The sequence below is a fragment of the Arthrobacter sp. 05L417 genome (assembly GCF_056397865.1).
Map to the genome: position 1 here is coordinate 56,860 of NZ_JBFTOG010000027.1, position 17,902 is coordinate 74,761.

Genomic DNA, 17,902 nt, shown 5'->3' on the forward strand with positions numbered 1-17,902 from the left:
GCGCCTCCCTTCATCATGGCTGGCCGTAATGACCCCGTCCAGATGCTCGAACAAAGTATCGGGACATGACGCGGGCGCGGGCCGCACGGCCCGCGCCCTGCTGTCGGCGTCGGAGGACTAGTGCTTCCTGAAGGCGCCTTTGATCTTTTCGCCTGCCAGCTTCAGATCGGCCCTGACCTGACGGGACTTGCCCTCAGCCTTCAGCCGGTCATTGCCGGTGGCCTCGCCGGCCGCTTCCGTGGCCTTGCCGTGGAATTTCCCGGCAGCGTGATGGATCCTCTCACCCCAACCCATGATGGCTCTCCTTAGTCGGCGGCCCGCGGCAGGACACCGCGCGGCCGCACTTAAATTGTAGGGACGGAAGCGCGGCAAAGACACGTCCCGGCCGGGAAGCCTTGCCACTCAGGAAGCACGGATTAGGGTCCCGTACCATGGGGCGGATGGTGTTCATACGGCTATACCGCGAAGGCAAACTCGAACGCGACGATGTCCGGGCCCACGAAATCGAAGCCCTGGCCCGCCAGGATGACGTGGTGCTGTGGATCGACTACACGGACCCGACGGCGGATGACCTGCTCGGCGTCGAAACCGTGTACGGGCTCCACCGCCTCGCCGTCGAGGACGCCGTCCACGACTTCCAGCGGCCCAAACTGGACCGGTACCCGAACCATCTGTTCCTCTCGGCCTACCAAGCGGCGTTGCGGCCAGGCACCGGCGAACTGGCCGTCGTCGAAATCTCGGCGTTCGTGACCCACAACGCCCTCGTGACAGTGCACGGGACCGGGTTCGACACCGACAAGCTGACGGCGCACTGGGACGCGGAAACCGACCTCGCCCAACACGGCGTGCCTTTCCTCTTCTGGGGCCTGCTGGACATGATCGTCGACGGGCACTTCGACGCCGTCCAGGAACTCGATGGCTACATCGACGCCCTTGAGGAGTCGCTCTTCGATGACCACTCCCCCGACCATGACCTGCAGCGCAAGACCTTCGAACTCCGCAAGAACCTCGTCCGGCTCCGCCGCGTCGTCCTGCCCATGCGTGAAGTCCTCAACACCCTCCTCCGGCGGGAGGACCTGGTCGGCTGCAGCCCGGCGATGCAGCCCTTCCTGCAGGACGTCTACGACCACGTGCTGCGTGCCACGGAATGGACGGAATCCCTCCGCGATCTGGTCACCACCATCCTGGAAACCCACATCAGCATCCAGGGGAACCAGATGAACCTCGTCATGAAGAAGGTGACCAGCTGGGCCGCGATCATCGCCGTCCCCACTGCCGTGACCGGCTTTTTCGGTCAGAACGTGCCCTTCTTCGGCTTCCAGAGCGATTACGGCCTCTGGCTATCCAGCGCACTCATGGCCGGCGGTTCAATATTCCTGTACTTGGCATTCAAGAAGCGAGACTGGATCTAGCCAGGGGTCCTCCCAAGGCAGAATGGAAGGCATGCCCCTTACTACCTTCGCCCTCGTCCGCCACGGCCAGACAGACTGGAATGCCCAGCGCCGGCTGCAGGGATCCACCGATATTCCGCTGAACGACGTCGGCCGTGGGCAAGCGCGTGACGCCGTCGCCGTCCTGTCCGGTCACGAGTGGGACGTCGTCGTTTCCTCACCGCTGAGCCGGGCCGCGGAAACCGCCGAGCTGATCGCTGCAGGGTTGGGGCTGAGCGTGGACCGGCACGTGCCGGAGCTCACCGAGCGACGCTTTGGACCTGCGGAAGGCCTTCATGCAGGACCTGAATTGGACGCGCTGCGCATCCCCGGTGGTTTCCGCGGCGCGGAAACCGAGGACGAGGCAGCCTCCCGTGGGCTAGCCGCACTGGAAGCGCTGGCGGACGAGTTCAGCGGCCGCCGCGTCCTGGTTGTCGCCCACGGAACACTCCTCCGCGTGAGCCTCGGCCGCGCGGTTGGCCGCACTTTGCAAAGCATCGACAACGCCGTGCTCAACCTTGCCCACCACCATCCCGTTGACGGCTGGCAGCTCGAATACTTCAACGGTGAACGCGTCATGGCTACCGTTCCCGGCTGAGAGCAACGAGCCCAAGGCATACCCACCGGCAAGGCGGCGTGGGAGACTGTTCAGCACGGACAGGAACTCTTTTCGAAGGGGATGGTCGCCGTGACGGTAACTGGTCTCAACGCCGTCGACCACATCGTCGTCTTGATGCTTGAAAACCGATCATTCGATCACATGCTCGGATACCTCTATGCCGATTCCGGCAATGTTTCCCCTGCGGGGGACCAGTTCGAGGGCCTGACCGGCACGGAGTCCTGCCCAGGATCCGATGGCAGTCCGGTTGGAGTCTATCGGCTGACTCCCTCGACCCCCGACCTCTACTTCATGCCGGGCGCCGACCCTGGAGAAGGGTACCGGGCAACGAACGCCCAGCTCTTTGGCAGCGCCGGCGCGCCGAAAGCGGGGGCTGTTCCTTCCATGACCGGTTTTGTAGGCAACTATGCCGGCGCCATCAAGGACAACCTAGCCAAGGGCTGGCATGTGGTGCCGGGAACAACCGAGCACATGATCATGGGTTGCTTCACCCCTCAGACACTGCCGGTGTTGTCGGCGATGGCGAAGGGATTCGCCGTGTGCGACGCCTGGTTCGCGTCAGTTCCCACAATGACGATGCCCAATCGGGCCTTCGCCTGCGCCGGCACCAGCCAGGGCAACTTGGATGACAAGGCCAAGCGGTTCACCGTGCCGAGTATCTTCGGGCACCTCGGCAACCATGGCATCCCGTGGAAGATATACGGCGAAACCAGGTCACCCCTGACGAAACTCGACTTCGACGACACGCGGCATGCTCCGGCGTCGAACATTGGCCTGTTCACGGACTTCCAAGCCGACGCGGCGGCCGGGCGGCTCCCCGCATACGCCTTCCTCGAACCGTCCTGGTCCTCGACAGGCAACAGCGAGCACCCCAACTACAACGTCGCGCTCGGAGAGCAGTTCCTGCTGGACGCCTATCGCGCCGTGCGCGATGGTCCGGCCTGGGACTCCACCCTGCTCATCGTCACGTATGACGAACACGGCGGCTGCTACGACCACGTCGCCCCGCCGTGGGGCGCAACGCCACCGGACGATACCCCCGGGGAATTCGGTTTCGATTTCACCCGGTTCGGAGTGCGGGTGCCAACGGTACTGATGAGTCCGCTCATCCCCGCTGGTACCGTCTTTAGGGCCCCTGGACCTGTCCCGCTCGATCACACGAGCGTCCTTGCGACCATCGAACATCGTTGGAATCTGCCGGCCCTCACCCGACGCGATGCCGCGGCACCCGACGTCGGCGGGGCCTTGAGCCTCGCCGTCCCCCGCACCGACGACCCCCTCGCGGACGTTCAGGCACCTAGTCCACCGCCGACCATGCGGGCACTCGCAGAACAACCGTCCCACCTGCAACAACTGCACGACGAGCTTCTCGCGCAACCGTAGGACCGAGCCTTGGCTGCGTGAGTCCTATTCAGGCCACGGTTCCGTCGGCGGCGTCGATGGCGGCGGGCGCCGTGTCGCCTCGCCCGGTCCACGTCTTGATGGCAGTCCAAGCAACGGCGGCGGTCGGTACGGCCAGTAGGGCACCGATAATGCCTGCGAGCATCGTGCCGATGGCCAAAGCCAGCAAAATGGCCAGTCCATGAATGCTCAGGACCTTGCCCATCAAAACGGGTTGGAGGAAATGGTGCTCAAGCTGGTTGGCCGCTACGAGGACAGCGAGGACGATGAGGGACGTCACCGGACCGTTAGAGATCAGGGCGACACCCACAGCCAGGGTACCTGCCGCAGTGGAACCAATGATCGGAATGAAGCCGCCGATAAACACAAAAACACCCAGGGGCAGGGCAAGCGGGACACCGAGGATGGCCAGGACTGTCCCGATGATCACGCCGTTCACTGCTGCGATCAGAGCCGTGCCGCGGACATAGCCTCCCAAAACGGTGGCGCTTCTTTCCGCCGTGAGATGCGCCTTCCCGCGGTGAGCCGCCGGAAGGAATCCGAAGAGGAAAGTCCTGATCTTTTCGCCGTCCTTGAGAAAGAAGAACAAGATCACGACCATAAGAACCAAGCCGGCCAGGATTTCACCGACGGTACGGGCCCCGGTGAGCGCTTCCGCACCGAAGCTACTGCTCGTGAAGAAACGCTGGATGGAATCGGCCACGGAGCGGATCTGCTCGTCGCTGACCCTGAAAGGTCCGTTGTTCAGGAATTGGTGCAATTGGTCGATGCCGGCAGTGAATTTCACGGCAAGCTCCTTGGATTGCGCCCTGATAAGGAAGACGATTCCGGTGATAACTCCGCCGAAGACTGCGAGGATCCCCACGAACGATGCTGCGACGGCGAGGGCCCGGGGCCACCGGCGGGCTGTCAGCCAACGCACTAGAGGCGAGATCGCAGAGGCAAGAATGAGCGCGATCGTGACCGGGATCATGACGAGCGGCACAGTGGTCATCGCCCACACAATCACCGAGACCAGGGTGATGACCAGGAGCATCTGCGCTGAACGGATCCCGGCCCGGCCAAGGCCGTCGGACCAGATCGCCGACATCGTGGGTTTGTTCGGCGAATTGTTGCTTTCAGTCATTGGATTCCTCCATTGGCCCAGTGGATTTCACGTCGGGGTCACGACGTCCTCCAGCATTGCCCTGTCGAAGAATCGAATCTCTCCTGTTGCCTGGAAAAACACGGGAACTACCGACGTGTTCGCGTCCTTCGACGTTTCATAGATCTCCGGCGCGCTGCCGTGTTTTCGCGCAATGGTTCCAACCATCTCGGTGCCACGAACCCGGACGGTTCGATACTTGTAGCTCATGTGGACCCCTATCGTCAGTCAAGGCAAACGCTACTCCTGTGAGGCACAGTCGGCAGCTGAGGCGCGACCAGCCGCGTTGAGCTGGATTATCCTTCGTCGCAGAGCAAGTGGTACCAGCTGTCGGCCAGCACCTCAAGCGCGTGGTCGCGGTTTGGCTCGAGCTTGCGGCGAGTCCAGAGCGTCGCGACGTAGTCCAGCTGCGTGAAGGCGAGTGTTCCGCGGATGTGGTGCGTTTCCTCAGGGAAGCGGCCAGCCTGTTGCATGCCGCGGACGATGTCGGAGATGACTTCCTCGTGCCATCCCTCCACCAACGTCCGCACTTCGCGATCGACCGCGGCGGCCTCGTCGAGCACATCGAGGTACGGACGGAAGACCGGCCAGAGCGCAGCGCGCGACTCTAGCCACGCAAGGATTCCCGGCAGTTTGCCCTCCCGCACCACGTCGACGAGCTCGACGGCGGTCGACGCCTTGTCGGGACCATCCGCGCGGTCGAGCACGGCGTTGACACGCGCCATGAAGTCCCTCATCAGGTCACTGCGCGAGGGGTAGTAGGCGTAAAAAGTCACCCTGGTGGTGCCGGCAGCGGCGGCGATCTCGTCGATCGTGGTGGCGGCGTAGCCCTTCTCGGTGAAGAGTTCGAGCGCCCGTTCGACGATCATGTCGCGGGTCAGCTGCTTCTGGGCTTCTCGCAACGACGACATGGGTCAATCCTAACCGTGGTGTTCGGCAATTGTGCGGAGGAGTCGCAAAGGATGCGCGTCGCCCAGTGGCCTGACATGCCGTAAAGATGGGCACGCGTCCTCGTGGATGGCCGTGTATGTGAGCGGGCGTCCGGGTGGATGGCCGTATACGTGAGCGAGGGTCCGGGTGGATGTGCCGGCGCTGCTCGGTCAGTGCCCGACGGCGGCAGTCCCTTTGCGCCGTCGTCCTGCCATTGCGCCTGCCCTCCCCGGACGCTCGCTCACTTTTGGGGTGTTTCCGGCCGACGCTCGCTCACAAGATCTGAGCGAGGGTCCTGGGATTTGGCCGTGTATGTGAGCGGGCGTCCGGGTGGATGTGCCGGCGCTGCTCGGTCAGTGCCCGACGGCGGCAGTCCCCTTGCGCCGTCGTCCTGCCATGGCGCCTGCCCTCCCCGGACGCTCGCTCACTTTTGGGGTGTTTCCGGCCGACGCCCGCTCAGATGATCTGAGCGAGGGTCCTGGAATTTGGCCGTATATGTGAGCGAGGGTCCGGGTTTATGGGCCGGCGTCGGCCAGCCGCCGCAATTTCGGGACGGGGATCCGGTAGTTGATCGCCGCCGCGGTCCCGGAGCCGTCCTTGTCCTCCCAGCGCAAGAGCATCGAGTCGCTGTCCTCCCCCGGCTCGCAGTAGTCCGGTGCGCCGACCACGGGCGTGAATCCGACCGACTTGAGCGACAGGCCGAAAGCCTCGGTCCAGAAGTACGGCTGGAAAGTGAACTCGGGCGCCGAGTCACCCTTGAGCAGCCCGACGGCGGCCGCCTTCGCCTGGTCGATGGCGCTCGTCCAGAGGGGCACCCGCCTCACCCCGCGACTGCTCGGGAAGAACGCGACGTCGCCGGCGGCGACGATATCCGGCCGAAGCCGGCCGCGGGAGTCGACCCGCAGCGCCCCATCGACGAGGAGCCGGGTTTCAGCCAACCAGTCCGTGTTCGGTTCGTCTCCGACGGCGGTGACCACCAGATCCGCCTCAAGCTCGGTGCCGTCGGCCAAGACAACCTGCGTCCCGGCGTCGGACTCCACTAGGCGGGCTTTCCCCCCGACAACCACTCGTAGGCCCTGCCGGATGGCGGCGGAGGTGAACATGTCCGCGAGGTGGCCGCCGAGCTGGCGCGAGAGGGGCTTGGCGTCGGAGACGAGCGTGACTTCGCAGCCAACGTGCAGGCAACCCGAGGCGACCTCCATTCCGAGCGGCCCGCCGCCGATCACAACCACCGAGGGACGCGATGCGATGCGTTCCTTGAGCAGGATCGCATCCTCGATGGTGCGCAGTGTGAGCTCCCGGGAGGAGCCGTTCCCTTGCGCTCCCGCCGTGAGGTGCTTCGCCCGGGAACCGGAGGCGATGACGAGGCCGTCGTACGGCAGTTCATCGCCTCCGTCCAGATGAACCAGCCGAGCGTCGACGTCCAGTCCCGTGGCGCTGACGCCGAGCATCTCGCTCGCTTCGTGGCCCGGCTCGGGAAGTTGGTGCGCCCGGAGGGCGCCGGCGCTGCTCCCGCCAACCCCGCTCCCGCCAACCCCGCTCCCGCTAACCCCGCTCCCCCTAACATCGTGCAGCAGCGCCTTCGAAAGGGCGGGACGGCTGTACGGTTGGTGGCGCTCGGCGCCGACCACCGTCAACTCGCCGTCGAAGCCCGCCGAACGCAGCGTGTCGCAGGCGGTGAGCCCGGCGATCCCGTTGCCAACCACCACAATCCTGCGCAAGGTCACGCCGCAGCCAATCGGAGTGCCGCTACCGGGCAAACCCTGACCGCCGCCTGGGCGGCATCAATCCCGGTCCCATCCACGTCCGGCACATCGATGACCAATTCGCCGTCGTCATTCAGGTGCATCAGCGCGGGCGCGGCTTCTTCACACAGGCCGTGGCCTTCGCAGCGGGGACGGTCCAGTTCGATCCTCATGCCGCCACCACCTTTTCAACCTGGAGCACCTCGAAGCTCCGCGTAATATTGCTCGGCTCGCGGACCTCATCGGAGAGGGTCAGGGTCTTCACCCTGCGGGCAAGTGCTTCGATGATCGCATGCGCCTCGAGTTTCGCGAGTCCCTGGCCGGCGCAGCCGTGCGGTCCGTAACCGAAGGAAAGGTGGTCCACAGGATTGCGTTTCACATCGAAGGTGTCGGGATTCGCGTAGTGGCGCGGGTCCCGGTTGCCGGCGCCGAAGAGGATGCCGACCCGGGCACCTGAGGGAATCGTAACTCCTTCGATTTCCACATCGCGGGTTGCTTTGCGTCCCCAGATGTGGACCGGTGCCCAGTAGCGCAGCACTTCGGCGAACGCTGCGGGAACCAGTTCGGGGTTCTCCCGGACCAGCTCGAACTGGTCGGGGTGGCGGCCGAACAGCGCGACGATGTTGCCGATGGAGGCAATGGTCGTGTCGACGCCGGCTCCGAGGTACTGGTGGATGATGTGGCCCGCGGAACCGTTAGGGATGTCGCCGCGGGTCTCGGCGTCGAAGATGCCACGGCCGATGGAGCCGGGAGTGAGGTCGTCCGCGGTGACGGAGGAGCACCAGCCGTACAGCTCGCCGGCGATCGGGAAGCTCTCCTGGGTGCGCTGGTTCAGCGGGCCGATCACTTGCATCGCGGCCTGGCCCCAGCGCAGCATGTTGTCCTTGACGTGACCGCTGAAGCCGATCAGGTCGGCGACGATTTCGATCGGGAAGGCCCGAGCCAGGGCATCGATGGCCTCGAAGCTGCCACTGGTGGCCAGTTCCGCGACAAGCTTGTCCGCCTTTTCGTCGATGACGACTTTGAGGCCGCGAAGGGCCCGGGGGGTGAGGTTCTGTGACAGCGTGGCGCGGAGCTGCGTGTGGATCGGCGGATCGGAGGCAAGGGAGGTGCCCTGCAGTGCCTCGTTGACCATCGGGTTGAATCCGATGCTGGTGGACGAGAATGCCTCCGGATCGCCGAGCGCATTGCGGATGCCGTCGTATCGCGTCAGGACGTACAGCTCGTTCTTCGGAAGGTGGACCACGGAAGCCTGCTCGCGGAGCGCGGCATATGTGGGGTAGGGGTCGACGAGGATGTCGTCATCCCAGATGTCGATGTCTGACTCGATGGGTGCAGTCACAGTGTTCTCCTTGCGGATAGTAGGGGTGGAGGCGTCCGTCAGTCGATGACGGCGGCCTCAGTGCTTGCTTCGGTGGTCTCCGCAACCGTGTCTGCGGTAGGTGCCGAGGACCGTGCGGAGATGAACAAGGTGAGAACGGCGGAGAGGGTCGCCGCGATGCCCGCGGAGAGGTAGACGGTCTGGAAGCCCTGGCCGAGGGAGGTCCCGGCGACCCCCTGGATGTGCGGCTTGGCGGCGGTGAGGGCCTTGACCATGCCGTCGACGGCCTGGGCGGGTGCGCCGCCTGCCGCTGCCTGGCCGGAGAATTGGGCGACGACGCCGTCCCAGCCTGAGAGGAAGCCCAGCGGCGGCACATGGGCCAGTCCGGCCACGGCATCTGCGGGCAAGCCGGCCGCGCCGAGGATCCCGGCGAGGGGACCCGCGAAGACTGTGGCTCCAATGGCGAAGGCGATGGCCGAGCCGATGACGGGGCCGAGGGCGAAGCCGAGGTCGCGCAGCAGGTTCGTCGTGGCTGACGCCATGCCGATTTGCTGGGCCGGGACGGTGTTGATGGCCACGGCGGTAACGGAGCCGACCGTGAGGGCGAATCCGATACCCAGTACGAGCAGCGGTGGAATGAACGCCGTCCACGGGGTGCCGCCGAAGGTCTCCGGAGTGCCGAGGGTGAAGGTCGAGAGCCAGAAACCGGAAACGGCCATGAAAGCGAAGCCCGCTGTGAGGACCCAGCGCGGAGCGACGTGGTGGATGAGCCACCCGACAACCGGGATGAAGGCGAATGCCGGGCCCTGGATGAAGACGAATAGAACTCCGACCTTCCAGGTCTCGGCCAGGGCCAGCCCGCTGACGGCGACGCTCGTGCTGAAGCAGATCGCGAGGAAAGCGAACATCCCTGTGACCGCCACAATCCCGGTGATCGAGTAGGAGCTGTTCTTGAACAGCGAGAGGTGGACCAGTGGCTCCGCGGTGCGTGACTCGATGACGATGAAAGCAAACAGCAGGACTCCGCCGGCGATGTAGCTTGCGATAACCTGCGCGCTGCCGAAGCCGGCGTCGACCGCCGTCACCGTGGCGTAAAGGACGGCAATGAGGCCGACGGCGAGAGTGAGCTGGCCGGGCATGTCCACTTTGCGCCCCTCGGCGGCTGCGGAGTCTTTCGCCCGGACCGCGATGAGAAGAACGACGACGGCAACAGCGGCCGCAATCAAATAGGCCGCACGCCAGCCACTGAAGGCGTTCGGGGCGCCTGGGCCACCGCCGGGCACCGTGAAGAACTGCGCAGTGAACCCGGCAAGCATCGGGGAAATCACCGCGCCCAGTGACAGGAACCCTGCCCAGGTGGCGATGACCTTCGCCCGGGCGCGGTGGTCGGGGGTGATCGCCGCGATCATGGAAAGCGAAATGGGAAAGAGTATGCCCGCCCCTATGCCGCCGATGGCCTGCGCGACGATCATCACGCCGGTGGAGGGCGCCATCGCGGCCATGACCGAGCCGATGATGCTGACGGCAGCGCCGACATAGAGCAGCTTCCTGCGCCCGAACATATCGCCCAGGAGTCCCCAGCTGAGCTCGAACACCACAATGCCCATCAGGAACATGCCCGCGATCCAGGTCAGGCCGGCGCCCGAGGTATGGAATTCCACGGCAAAGGTGCCGCTGAGGGCCCCTGGCAACGCGTTGGTGATCTGCGCGAGGGTGACAGCGCTGTAGGCGGCCACGAAAGTGGCCCGTACAGAGCCGCGGCTCGCTACCGAAATGGTCTGACTCATCGATGAAACTCCCTTGTTTCTGTTCGATCTGGTTCATGGGGACTGTATGAGACAGTGTGGAGTTAATTCTTACAGCCTGTCAAGGAAGATTCATAAGTATAAATTTCTTGACAGCATGTAAAGGAAAGTGTGATGCTGGCTGCATCGCAACGGAGCGACGGCACGGTCACACTCCGCGGCGTCCCTGCATTCAACATCCGATCTTCAAGGGAGAAGACCCCCGTGAGTCACACCACCCCCACCGGCACCGCCGACGTGATGGATGCCCCCGCCGGGCAAACCGTCAACACGGTCCTGGGCCCCGTACCTGCTTCTGAACTGGGCGTTGTTGCGGTCCATGAAGCCTTGTTGTCGGTGCTCCCGGGCGCCCAGTACGCTCCCGACATCTCGATGGACCGGGCGGAGATCTTCGAGGCCCTGGCTGCGAAACTCACGGAGTTCCGCGGGCACGGCGGGCAAACGATCGTCGACAGCACCGGCATGTTCCACGGCCGTGACCTCAAACTCTACGAGGCACTCTCCCGCTCCACCGGCGTCCACATCGTGGCGTCCACGGGCCTGGGCCCGGAGGAAGAACTCGGCGGGTACTTCCTGACCCCCCAGACCAACCCGCCCACTCCCTGGCCGGCCGAAAAGTTCGCTGACCTCTTCGGCAGGGAGGTCACTGAGGGAATGGTGGTCCCCCGGCTCGAGCGCCGCGCCGCCGCAGGCATCGTGGCTGCCATCGCCGACCGTGCCGGGATGACCCCCACCGAGGAAAGCCTGTTCCGCGGCTCCGCCCGCGCCGCTAGGGACACAGGTATTCCGGTCTCCATCCGATTCGGCGCCGACGCCTTGCACGACTTGGACATCGTCCTGGATGAACAGATCGGGGCCGAACGGGTGCTTGTCGGTGACCTGGACCGCAAGGACGCCGCCGGAACGGCCATTGAGGTGGCCCGCCGCGGAGCATTCGTCGGCATCGACCACGTGGGCTTGAACGACCATCCGGGCTACCTCAGCGACCAGGAACGCACTGCACTGGTACTCGAACTCGTCAGCGCCGGCCACGCCGACAAGATCATCCTCTCGGGCAACTCAATCGGAGTGGCCAAGGGCCTCCCGGAGTACGAGCTGCCGTACAGCCACGTGGTGGCCACGTTCGTGCCCCACCTCAAGACCCAGGGCCTGAGCGACGAAGACGCCCAACGCATCCTCGTGGACAATCCGCGCAATCTCCTGACCGTGCGCTAAGCACCCGCCCACCCGCAACAAGCTTGAGAACCCCTGAGGTGAACGAATGACCAAGGTCAATACAGTGCTGGGAACCATTCCGGCCGAAGAACTGGAAATCGTGGCGGTCCACGAACACATCGGCTACGGCATGCCCGGGTCCGAACTCGACACCAAATGGTGGAAGACCCCGGAACAGGCCTATGAAGAAACCGTGCCGAAGCTGCGGAAGTTCCGCGAATACGGCGGCGGCACGTTAGTGGACGCAACGGGTATTTGCAACGGCCGCGACGTCGACTACTACAAGTCCCTGTCCCGGAAGACCGGGGTGCACATTGTGGCCTGCACCGGGTTCGTCGGCGGCGACACCGCCCTGCCGCATTTCTCCCGCGCCACCGTGGACTACCTCGCGAAAGTGTTCATCCACGAGATCACCGTGGGGATCGGAAACACCGGCGCCAAAGCCGGCGTCATCAAGGTAGGCGTGAGCCGCGGTGGCCGGATGACAGAGCTGGACAAACGCATCTACCGGGCAGCGGCCCGCGCCGCCGTCGTCACCGGCGCACCGATCCTGACGCACCTGGCCATCGATCCCGAGCCGGCGGTTTCCATCTTCAACGAAGAGGGCCTCTCCCTCGACCGTGTGCTCTTCGGCCACGCCGACGACGGACTGAACGCTCCGATCACCCCGCACGACTGGATCTATGCACAGGGCGGACGCATCGGCTTCGATACCTTCGGCTACGACCTCGAACTTCCGGATCCCCCGTTCTGGGGCCGCAAGCGCGCCGAACGCATGCAGCACTTCGTGAACCTCGTGAAAAAGGGCTACGCGGACAAGCTCCTCGTTTCGGCAGACGCGAATTGCAGCCCGCTGGGCTGGCCGGGCGTCAAGGGCCACACCATCAACTACATCTTCGAGGACATGATTCCCGACATGCGCGCGGCGGGAATCGACGACGCCACCCTCAAACTCCTCCTCGAAGACAACCCGGCCGATTTCCTGTCGCTGGACGCCTGACGTCGGGCAGGCACCCCAAGCTACCGCTTCTCCAGCCTTGGCGTCGGCCAAGGAAGAGTCCAGAAAGTGATCCAAGCAATGAAATCTAAAGACATCAAGAACCTCAATATCTCCATCATCGGCGCAGGGTATGGGGGCGCAGCTGCGGCCAAGGCGCTCAGCCTGCTCGGTGCGAACGTCAACGTGTACGAGCAAGCGTCGCAGATGCGGGAGGTCGGCGCCGGCATTGGATTGCGTCCCGCCACCATGGACCGTTTCAGCAAGTGGGGGATCTTCGATGCGATCGCCAAGGTCAGTTCGCCGAGCGACTACTTCGAAATCCTCACGGCCAGCGGTGAACCGATCTTGAAGGACACGTGGCCGGAGTTCGGCGGACAGGCCCACACGTACCTCATCCACCGGGGCGACTTCATCGAGGCCTTGCTCGGCGTGCTCCCGAAGGGAATGGTGCACCTGGGCCACAAGCTCGAGAAGATCGAGGAAATGGACGGCCGTTCCGTGCTGAGCTTCACGAACGGCAATACCGTCGAGGCAGACCTCGTGGTGGGTGCCGACGGTATCAAATCCGTGGTCCGTGAGCAGCTCTTCAGCGACAAAGGCCCCGTGTTCTCCGGAGAACACGCCTACCGTGTGGTCATTTCCGCCGACGACGCCCACGGCCTGGTGGTTGACGACAACCTACGGATGTACATCGGCAAGGGCACCAAGGTCTACCTGTTGCCGCTTCGCCACCGGAACCAGGTGTCCTTCGACATCACTGCCCTGAACCCGGACGGTACCTGGGCGCCGAAGGTGTGCAAGGAAAGCCTCCTGGAAACCGTCAGCGGATTCGACGAGCGCATCGTGAACATCACGAGGGGTCTCGACATGAACGCGGTCAACGTCCGCGCCGTCTACGACATCGACCCGGTCGACTCGTGGCACACCGACTCCGTGGTGCTTGTGGGCGATGCGGCGCACTCCATGTTGCACCACCAGGGACAAGGCGCAAACTCGGCCATTGAGGACGCAGGTGCACTCGCCGACGCGCTCACCCAGGCCGCCACGGTCAAGGAGGCGCTGGCCCTGTTCCAGGCAACCCGCAAGCCGGTGACGGACGAGCTGCAGCGCATCTCCCGCCAAGGCTGGAGCGAGAAAGAGGTCAACGATGTCTTCCCCGGTCAGAAGCCCACGTCCCAGAAGCCCACGTCCCAAAAGCCCACAAGCGCAACCGCAGCAGCAGAAGCGAGGGCCTGAACGCCATGGCCATCCATCCGGAAATCGCCAAAATCCTGGCCACCTTGCCAGCACCCGATGGTTCGCCCTTGGACGCTCGAGCCATGCGTGCCGGCGAAGCAGCCCAGGTCCCGCCGCTGGCGGACCGGCTACCGCTGTACTCGGTCGAAGACGCCACGGCTGTCACGTCGTCGGGCGAGGTGCCGGTGCGGATCTACACGCCGATGAAGGCCGACTCCTACGGCCTGCTGGTGTACTTCCACGGCGGCGCCTTCTTCTTGGGCAGCCTGGACACCCACGACCACGTGGCACGGGCACTGGCAAAGGAAACCGGCCACAAGGTCATCTCGGTGGGCTACCGCTTGGCTCCCGAGGCCGCATTCCCTGCAGGGCTTGACGACTGCTACGGCGTGGTCCGCTGGGCGGCCGGGAAGGGCGGAAACCTGAAGTGGGACGGGAAGAACCTCGCCATCGCCGGTGATAGCTCTGGAGGCAACTTCGTTGCCGCCGTCGCCGCGAAAGCCCTCGACGACGGGTTCAAGCGGATCACCCACCAGGTCCTGTTCTACCCGTCGCTGGACCTGGATTTCGACGTCGAGCGTTACCCCTCACTGCGCGAAAACGCCGAAGGGTACGGGCTGGAGACGGCGGGCCTCAAACCCTTCAACTCGTTCTACCTTGAGAACGGGGCCGACCCTGCAGACCCCCGTGTCTCCCCCATCAAGCGGGAAGATCTCGCCGGGCTGCCGGCAGCGCTGGTCATCACCGCCGAGCACGATCCCCTCCGGGACGAGGGCGAACTCTATGGCCGGCGCTTGGCGGAGGCCGGCGTCGAGACAAAAATGACCCGCTACCCCGGCGCCAACCACGGTTTTGTCCAGCACTTCTCCTGGATCCCGGAGCTCTACAGGGCATTCGAGGAGACGGGCGAATTCCTGAACGCGAGGACCGGCCAATGACGAAGCCGCTTGCTGTACATCCCCTCGTCTCGCCGTGGGGCCGCTTCGGCCTCTACAGCTTCTTCATCGACGCCGCCGAACCGGCCATCGTCGACACGGGGATCGCATCCTCCCCCGCCGAAGGCATGGTGCCGGCACTGGAGGCAATCGGACGCCGGATCGAAGACGTCCGCTGGATCCTGCTGACCCATGGACACATCGACCACATTGGCGGCGCCTACGCCCTGTGGGAGCTCACCGGACGGCGCGCCCAAGTGGTCATTCATGAGGCCGACGCACCGTTCTTGCGCTCGCGCCGGGCCCATGTGGACGAATACCTTTCCGGGCGAGCGCAGTATCTGCAGGATCCCGACGGCGAGGCGAAGCTCACCGCGGCCACGAATGCCGTGATCTCGGGCGAGATGGAGCCGACGCTGCTGGTGCGGGGAGGCGAGAGCATCTCGCTGGGCGGCGGCGCCACGGTTTCGGTCCATTCGATTCCGGGCCACACCCCTGGGTCTGTGGCATACGTCCTCGACGGGCAGAATGGGGTGTTCGTCGGCGACGCGGTCCAAATCCACGGCGCGGCAAACGGCTTTCCGGGGTTCTTGGACCCGGTCGCCTACCGCTCGAGCCTTGAGTACCTGCGGGATGAGGTCCGTCCACGGCACATGTACCTGGGGCACCCGTACCGCCGCACGGACGGCACGCCCTACGGCGTGGAGCTCGACGCCGGACAGGCAAGGGAAGCGCTCCAAGGGAGCCTGGACGTCGAGGCCCGTGTCAGCAATGCGGCCGGCGGTTGCCTGGCCTCCGGCTTGCAGGACACAGACTCGCCCTACTCCCCTTTCACCCGCGTGGCCGAGGACCTTGGATACGACGGGGACCCCGCGCTGGAGCCTTCCCCGTTCTTCACCACCCTCCACGGGTACCGCACGTCGCTGGCCCATTTGATCGAAGACGAGGAGTAAACACTCATGGATGACTTTCAGTTGCTGGATGCAAGCGGGCAGGCTATTGCCGTCCGCAAGGACCTCCGGGTTCCGATGCGCGACGGAGTCGAGCTTGCAGCGGACGCCTACCACGGCCCCGAAAACAAGCCGCGCCCGGCATTGGTGGCACTCAGTCCGTACGGCAAGGAGCTGCAGGCCCTTGCCCTCACCACTCCCCCGCAGCGGCGCCCCAGCCCCATGTGGGACGGCTGCATCGAGGCCGGGGACATCGCCAGGATCGTCAAGGAAGACTACGTCCACGTCATCGGCGACCTCCGCGGCTCGGGCTTCTCGGGCGGCGAGCACATCGGCAACTACAACGCCGGGGGTGTGTCGCTAGGCCAGGACGCCTACGACTTCATCGAATGGGTCGCCGCACAGCCATGGTGCGACGGGAACGTCGGCATGGTGGGCATCTCCTACTTCGGTTCGATGCAGGTGCTGGCCGCCGCCGAGCGTCCGCCGCACCTCAAGGCGATCTTCGTCTCCGGCGGCCATTACGACTTCTATGAAACGACGTACCACGGCGGCATCATGTGGTTCATGCCGCGTGCCGCCCGCGAAGGACGCGGAGGGGACTCGGGCTGGGCGTTCACCGACAACGTGAAGTCCCGCATGATCGAGAGGCACTCTCCAGGGGAACTCAAGAAGCTCGTCGCCGAGCGCCTCGAGGATCCGGACATCGCGGCCTGGCCGAACCTGGTCCACGTACTGAACTACCCCAAGAACCACGAGGCCTGGTTCGACATCGTCATGAACGAACTGGACGGTGAATGGTACGAAGAACGCAACCCCATCACGTTAGCCCCGAACATCGACATCCCGGTCTGGCTGCAGCTCGACCAGGGCCGCGGGTGGACCCTTGACGGCACCATCGAGTTGTACAACGCACTCAAGGGCCCGAAAAAACTCGCCATCGGCCCCTACCCGCCCATGCAATCACGCCCCTTCATCGAGGAGCACGACAAAATGTTCCGGTGGTACGACTACTGGATCAAAGGCATCGACAACGGCGTCATGGAGGAGCCGGCCATAAGCATCTTCGTGGAGGGCTCGCGCGAAGTGGTGACCGCCGGGCAGTGGCCGCCTAAGGACATCGAGTACAAGTCCCTCTACCTCCGGCCGCGCCACAAGCTGTCGGAAGAGCCGGAGCCGATGGGTGCCGAGTACGCCGCCCCGGACGGTTTCTACCAAGCCCCATTGACAGTGACCGACAAGGTGGAGATCCTCTCGTGGAGCACCCAGCCGTTCGAGCAGGACACCGAACTGATCGGCGCAGGCGCCGCCCACATCTTCGCGGAAATCGACCAGGCCGACACAAACTTCATTATGCGCCTCTGGGACACCGCGCCGAACGGGCAACGCCAGCTGATCACCACCGGGTACCTCAAGGCCTCGCACCGCGAGCTGGATGACCGGACCACCGAGGGCAACCCCTACCACCCGCACACCCGATCAGTGCCGGTGGAGCCCGGGACGATCGAGGAGTACGTACTGCGGCTCTACCCGTTCGCCAACACGTTCAAGCCAGGTCATCGCCTCACGGTTGAACTGTCCAACGACGAGCCACTGGCCGATGAGCACAACGCGCTGCTCCCGCCGGACGCCTTCCACTTGCCGGTGGGCCGCCCCGTCACCCACAAGATCTACCGCGATGCCGCGCACAAGTCACGGCTCGTCCTGCCGTTCACGACCCTGAACGGCTGAGCAACCGGACTTCTTTCCCTCCTGGCCTTCACACGACCGCAGCCAACCGCCACGGGTTGTCGGACCGCTTGACTAAGCTTCGCGTCCCCGGACGCTCGCTCACTTTTAGGGTGTTTTCCACCGACGCTCTCTCACATGATGTGAGCGAGCGTCCCGGAATCTGACGACATATCAGAGTGAGCGTCGTGGGTGAAGGCCTCACCAGCGCGTCACCGCCCGACGGCGGGCAGTCCCCTTGCGCGGCCATCTTGCCTTGCGCACGCCCTCGCCGGACGCGCGCTCATTTTCAGGGGGGACTGCCCCGGCTTTTGTTGACTCGGGGTCTTAGGCCGCTGTGAGCGCGGTCCGGTTGATTGTTTCATATTCGATTGGCGTGAGTTTTCCCAGCCGTCTTTGCCGTCGCCGGCGGTGGTAGGTCCTTTCGATCCAGGTCGTGATGG

Annotated in this window: 17 protein-coding genes; 9 read left to right on the top strand and 8 right to left on the bottom strand. The window is 64.6% G+C overall.

Translation table 11 applies throughout. From position 1 onward, the window contains the following. Positions 1–117: 117 nt before the first annotated feature. The gene (locus AC1DJW_RS17920; RefSeq protein ID WP_059389945.1) at positions 118–294 is read right to left on the bottom strand and encodes a CsbD family protein; all 177 of its coding nucleotides are present in this window, start codon (positions 292–294) and stop codon (positions 118–120) included. 146 nt (positions 295–440) lie between these two features. Here AC1DJW_RS17920 and AC1DJW_RS17925 point away from each other — a divergent pair, with 146 nt between their 5' ends. From AC1DJW_RS17925 to AC1DJW_RS17935, 3 genes are all read left to right on the top strand, one after another. Then, a complete protein-coding gene (locus AC1DJW_RS17925) occupies positions 441–1,412 on the top strand; it encodes a magnesium transporter CorA family protein (protein ID WP_284752301.1) in 972 nt (323 codons plus the stop codon). Positions 1,413–1,443: 31 nt separating this feature from the next. Then, positions 1,444–2,028: a histidine phosphatase family protein gene (locus AC1DJW_RS17930; RefSeq protein WP_390277118.1), complete on the top strand. Its 585-nt coding sequence runs from the start codon at positions 1,444–1,446 to the stop codon at positions 2,026–2,028. 90 nt (positions 2,029–2,118) lie between these two features. After that, positions 2,119–3,432: an alkaline phosphatase family protein gene (locus AC1DJW_RS17935; RefSeq protein ID WP_476902069.1), complete on the top strand. Its 1,314-nt coding sequence runs from the start codon at positions 2,119–2,121 to the stop codon at positions 3,430–3,432. Between the two features lie 28 nt (positions 3,433–3,460). Here AC1DJW_RS17935 and AC1DJW_RS17940 read toward each other — a convergent pair whose 3' ends face one another. The 7 genes from AC1DJW_RS17940 to AC1DJW_RS17970 form a co-directional block, all read right to left on the bottom strand. Then, the gene (locus AC1DJW_RS17940) at positions 3,461–4,576 is read right to left on the bottom strand and encodes an AI-2E family transporter (RefSeq protein WP_390277113.1); all 1,116 of its coding nucleotides are present in this window, start codon (positions 4,574–4,576) and stop codon (positions 3,461–3,463) included. Between the two features lie 27 nt (positions 4,577–4,603). Further along, complete coding sequence (locus AC1DJW_RS17945; RefSeq protein WP_284752305.1) at positions 4,604–4,804, bottom strand: hypothetical protein; 201 nt, start codon at positions 4,802–4,804, stop codon at positions 4,604–4,606. Between the two features lie 86 nt (positions 4,805–4,890). Continuing rightward, on the bottom strand, positions 4,891–5,505 hold the full coding sequence (locus tag AC1DJW_RS17950; RefSeq protein WP_284752306.1) for a TetR/AcrR family transcriptional regulator: 615 nt from the start codon (positions 5,503–5,505) through the stop codon (positions 4,891–4,893). Between the two features lie 534 nt (positions 5,506–6,039). Beyond that, entirely contained in the window at positions 6,040–7,251 is a 1,212-nt protein-coding gene (locus tag AC1DJW_RS17955; RefSeq protein ID WP_476902070.1) for an NAD(P)/FAD-dependent oxidoreductase, read from the bottom strand. Next, positions 7,248–7,442, bottom strand: coding sequence for a ferredoxin (locus AC1DJW_RS17960; protein WP_476902071.1), 195 nt, complete (start codon positions 7,440–7,442; stop codon positions 7,248–7,250). Before AC1DJW_RS17960 ends, AC1DJW_RS17955 begins: the two co-directional genes overlap by 4 nt. Then, positions 7,439–8,611, bottom strand: a complete 1,173-nt coding sequence (locus tag AC1DJW_RS17965) for a cytochrome P450 (protein WP_476902072.1) — start codon at positions 8,609–8,611, stop codon at positions 7,439–7,441. The genes AC1DJW_RS17960 and AC1DJW_RS17965 overlap by 4 nt, the downstream gene beginning before the upstream one ends. A gap of 38 nt (positions 8,612–8,649) precedes the next feature. Then, positions 8,650–10,377, bottom strand: coding sequence for an MFS transporter (locus AC1DJW_RS17970; RefSeq protein WP_476902073.1), 1,728 nt, complete (start codon positions 10,375–10,377; stop codon positions 8,650–8,652). Positions 10,378–10,599: 222 nt separating this feature from the next. On the opposite strand from AC1DJW_RS17970, the gene AC1DJW_RS17975 reads away from it, so the two are divergent. The 6 genes from AC1DJW_RS17975 (at position 10,600) to AC1DJW_RS18000 (ending at position 17,462) form a co-directional block, all read left to right on the top strand. Then, positions 10,600–11,610, top strand: coding sequence for a phosphotriesterase family protein (locus AC1DJW_RS17975; RefSeq protein WP_390277101.1), 1,011 nt, complete (start codon positions 10,600–10,602; stop codon positions 11,608–11,610). Between the two features lie 46 nt (positions 11,611–11,656). After that, positions 11,657–12,610 carry a phosphotriesterase family protein gene (locus AC1DJW_RS17980; RefSeq protein WP_476902074.1) on the top strand — a complete coding sequence of 318 codons (954 nt, stop codon included), beginning with the start codon at positions 11,657–11,659 and terminating at the stop codon, positions 12,608–12,610. Between the two features lie 78 nt (positions 12,611–12,688). After that, positions 12,689–13,846: an FAD-dependent oxidoreductase gene (locus tag AC1DJW_RS17985; RefSeq protein WP_390277096.1), complete on the top strand. Its 1,158-nt coding sequence runs from the start codon at positions 12,689–12,691 to the stop codon at positions 13,844–13,846. A 5-nt stretch (positions 13,847–13,851) separates the two neighbouring features. Beyond that, a complete protein-coding gene (locus AC1DJW_RS17990; protein ID WP_476902075.1) occupies positions 13,852–14,784 on the top strand; it encodes an alpha/beta hydrolase in 933 nt (310 codons plus the stop codon). Beyond that, a complete protein-coding gene (locus AC1DJW_RS17995) occupies positions 14,781–15,734 on the top strand; it encodes an MBL fold metallo-hydrolase (RefSeq protein WP_476902076.1) in 954 nt (317 codons plus the stop codon). Before AC1DJW_RS17990 ends, AC1DJW_RS17995 begins: the two co-directional genes overlap by 4 nt. 6 nt (positions 15,735–15,740) lie before the next feature. Further along, a complete protein-coding gene (locus AC1DJW_RS18000) occupies positions 15,741–17,462 on the top strand; it encodes a CocE/NonD family hydrolase (protein WP_476902077.1) in 1,722 nt (573 codons plus the stop codon). Positions 17,463–17,902: the final 440 nt, after the last annotated feature.

Coding starts and splice junctions, on each gene's coding strand:
- AC1DJW_RS17920 (WP_059389945.1), bottom strand. CDS start 294: ATGGGTTGGGGTGAGAGGATCCATCACGCTGCCGGGAAATTCCACGGC.
- AC1DJW_RS17925 (WP_284752301.1), top strand. CDS start 441: ATGGTGTTCATACGGCTATACCGCGAAGGCAAACTCGAACGCGACGAT.
- AC1DJW_RS17930 (WP_390277118.1), top strand. CDS start 1,444: ATGCCCCTTACTACCTTCGCCCTCGTCCGCCACGGCCAGACAGACTGG.
- AC1DJW_RS17940 (WP_390277113.1), bottom strand. CDS start 4,576: ATGACTGAAAGCAACAATTCGCCGAACAAACCCACGATGTCGGCGATC.
- AC1DJW_RS17945 (WP_284752305.1), bottom strand. CDS start 4,804: ATGAGCTACAAGTATCGAACCGTCCGGGTTCGTGGCACCGAGATGGTT.
- AC1DJW_RS17950 (WP_284752306.1), bottom strand. CDS start 5,505: ATGTCGTCGTTGCGAGAAGCCCAGAAGCAGCTGACCCGCGACATGATC.
- AC1DJW_RS17960 (WP_476902071.1), bottom strand. CDS start 7,442: ATGAGGATCGAACTGGACCGTCCCCGCTGCGAAGGCCACGGCCTGTGT.
- AC1DJW_RS17970 (WP_476902073.1), bottom strand. CDS start 10,377: ATGAGTCAGACCATTTCGGTAGCGAGCCGCGGCTCTGTACGGGCCACT.
- AC1DJW_RS17980 (WP_476902074.1), top strand. CDS start 11,657: ATGACCAAGGTCAATACAGTGCTGGGAACCATTCCGGCCGAAGAACTG.
- AC1DJW_RS17985 (WP_390277096.1), top strand. CDS start 12,689: ATGAAATCTAAAGACATCAAGAACCTCAATATCTCCATCATCGGCGCA.
- AC1DJW_RS17990 (WP_476902075.1), top strand. CDS start 13,852: ATGGCCATCCATCCGGAAATCGCCAAAATCCTGGCCACCTTGCCAGCA.
- AC1DJW_RS17995 (WP_476902076.1), top strand. CDS start 14,781: ATGACGAAGCCGCTTGCTGTACATCCCCTCGTCTCGCCGTGGGGCCGC.
- AC1DJW_RS18000 (WP_476902077.1), top strand. CDS start 15,741: ATGGATGACTTTCAGTTGCTGGATGCAAGCGGGCAGGCTATTGCCGTC.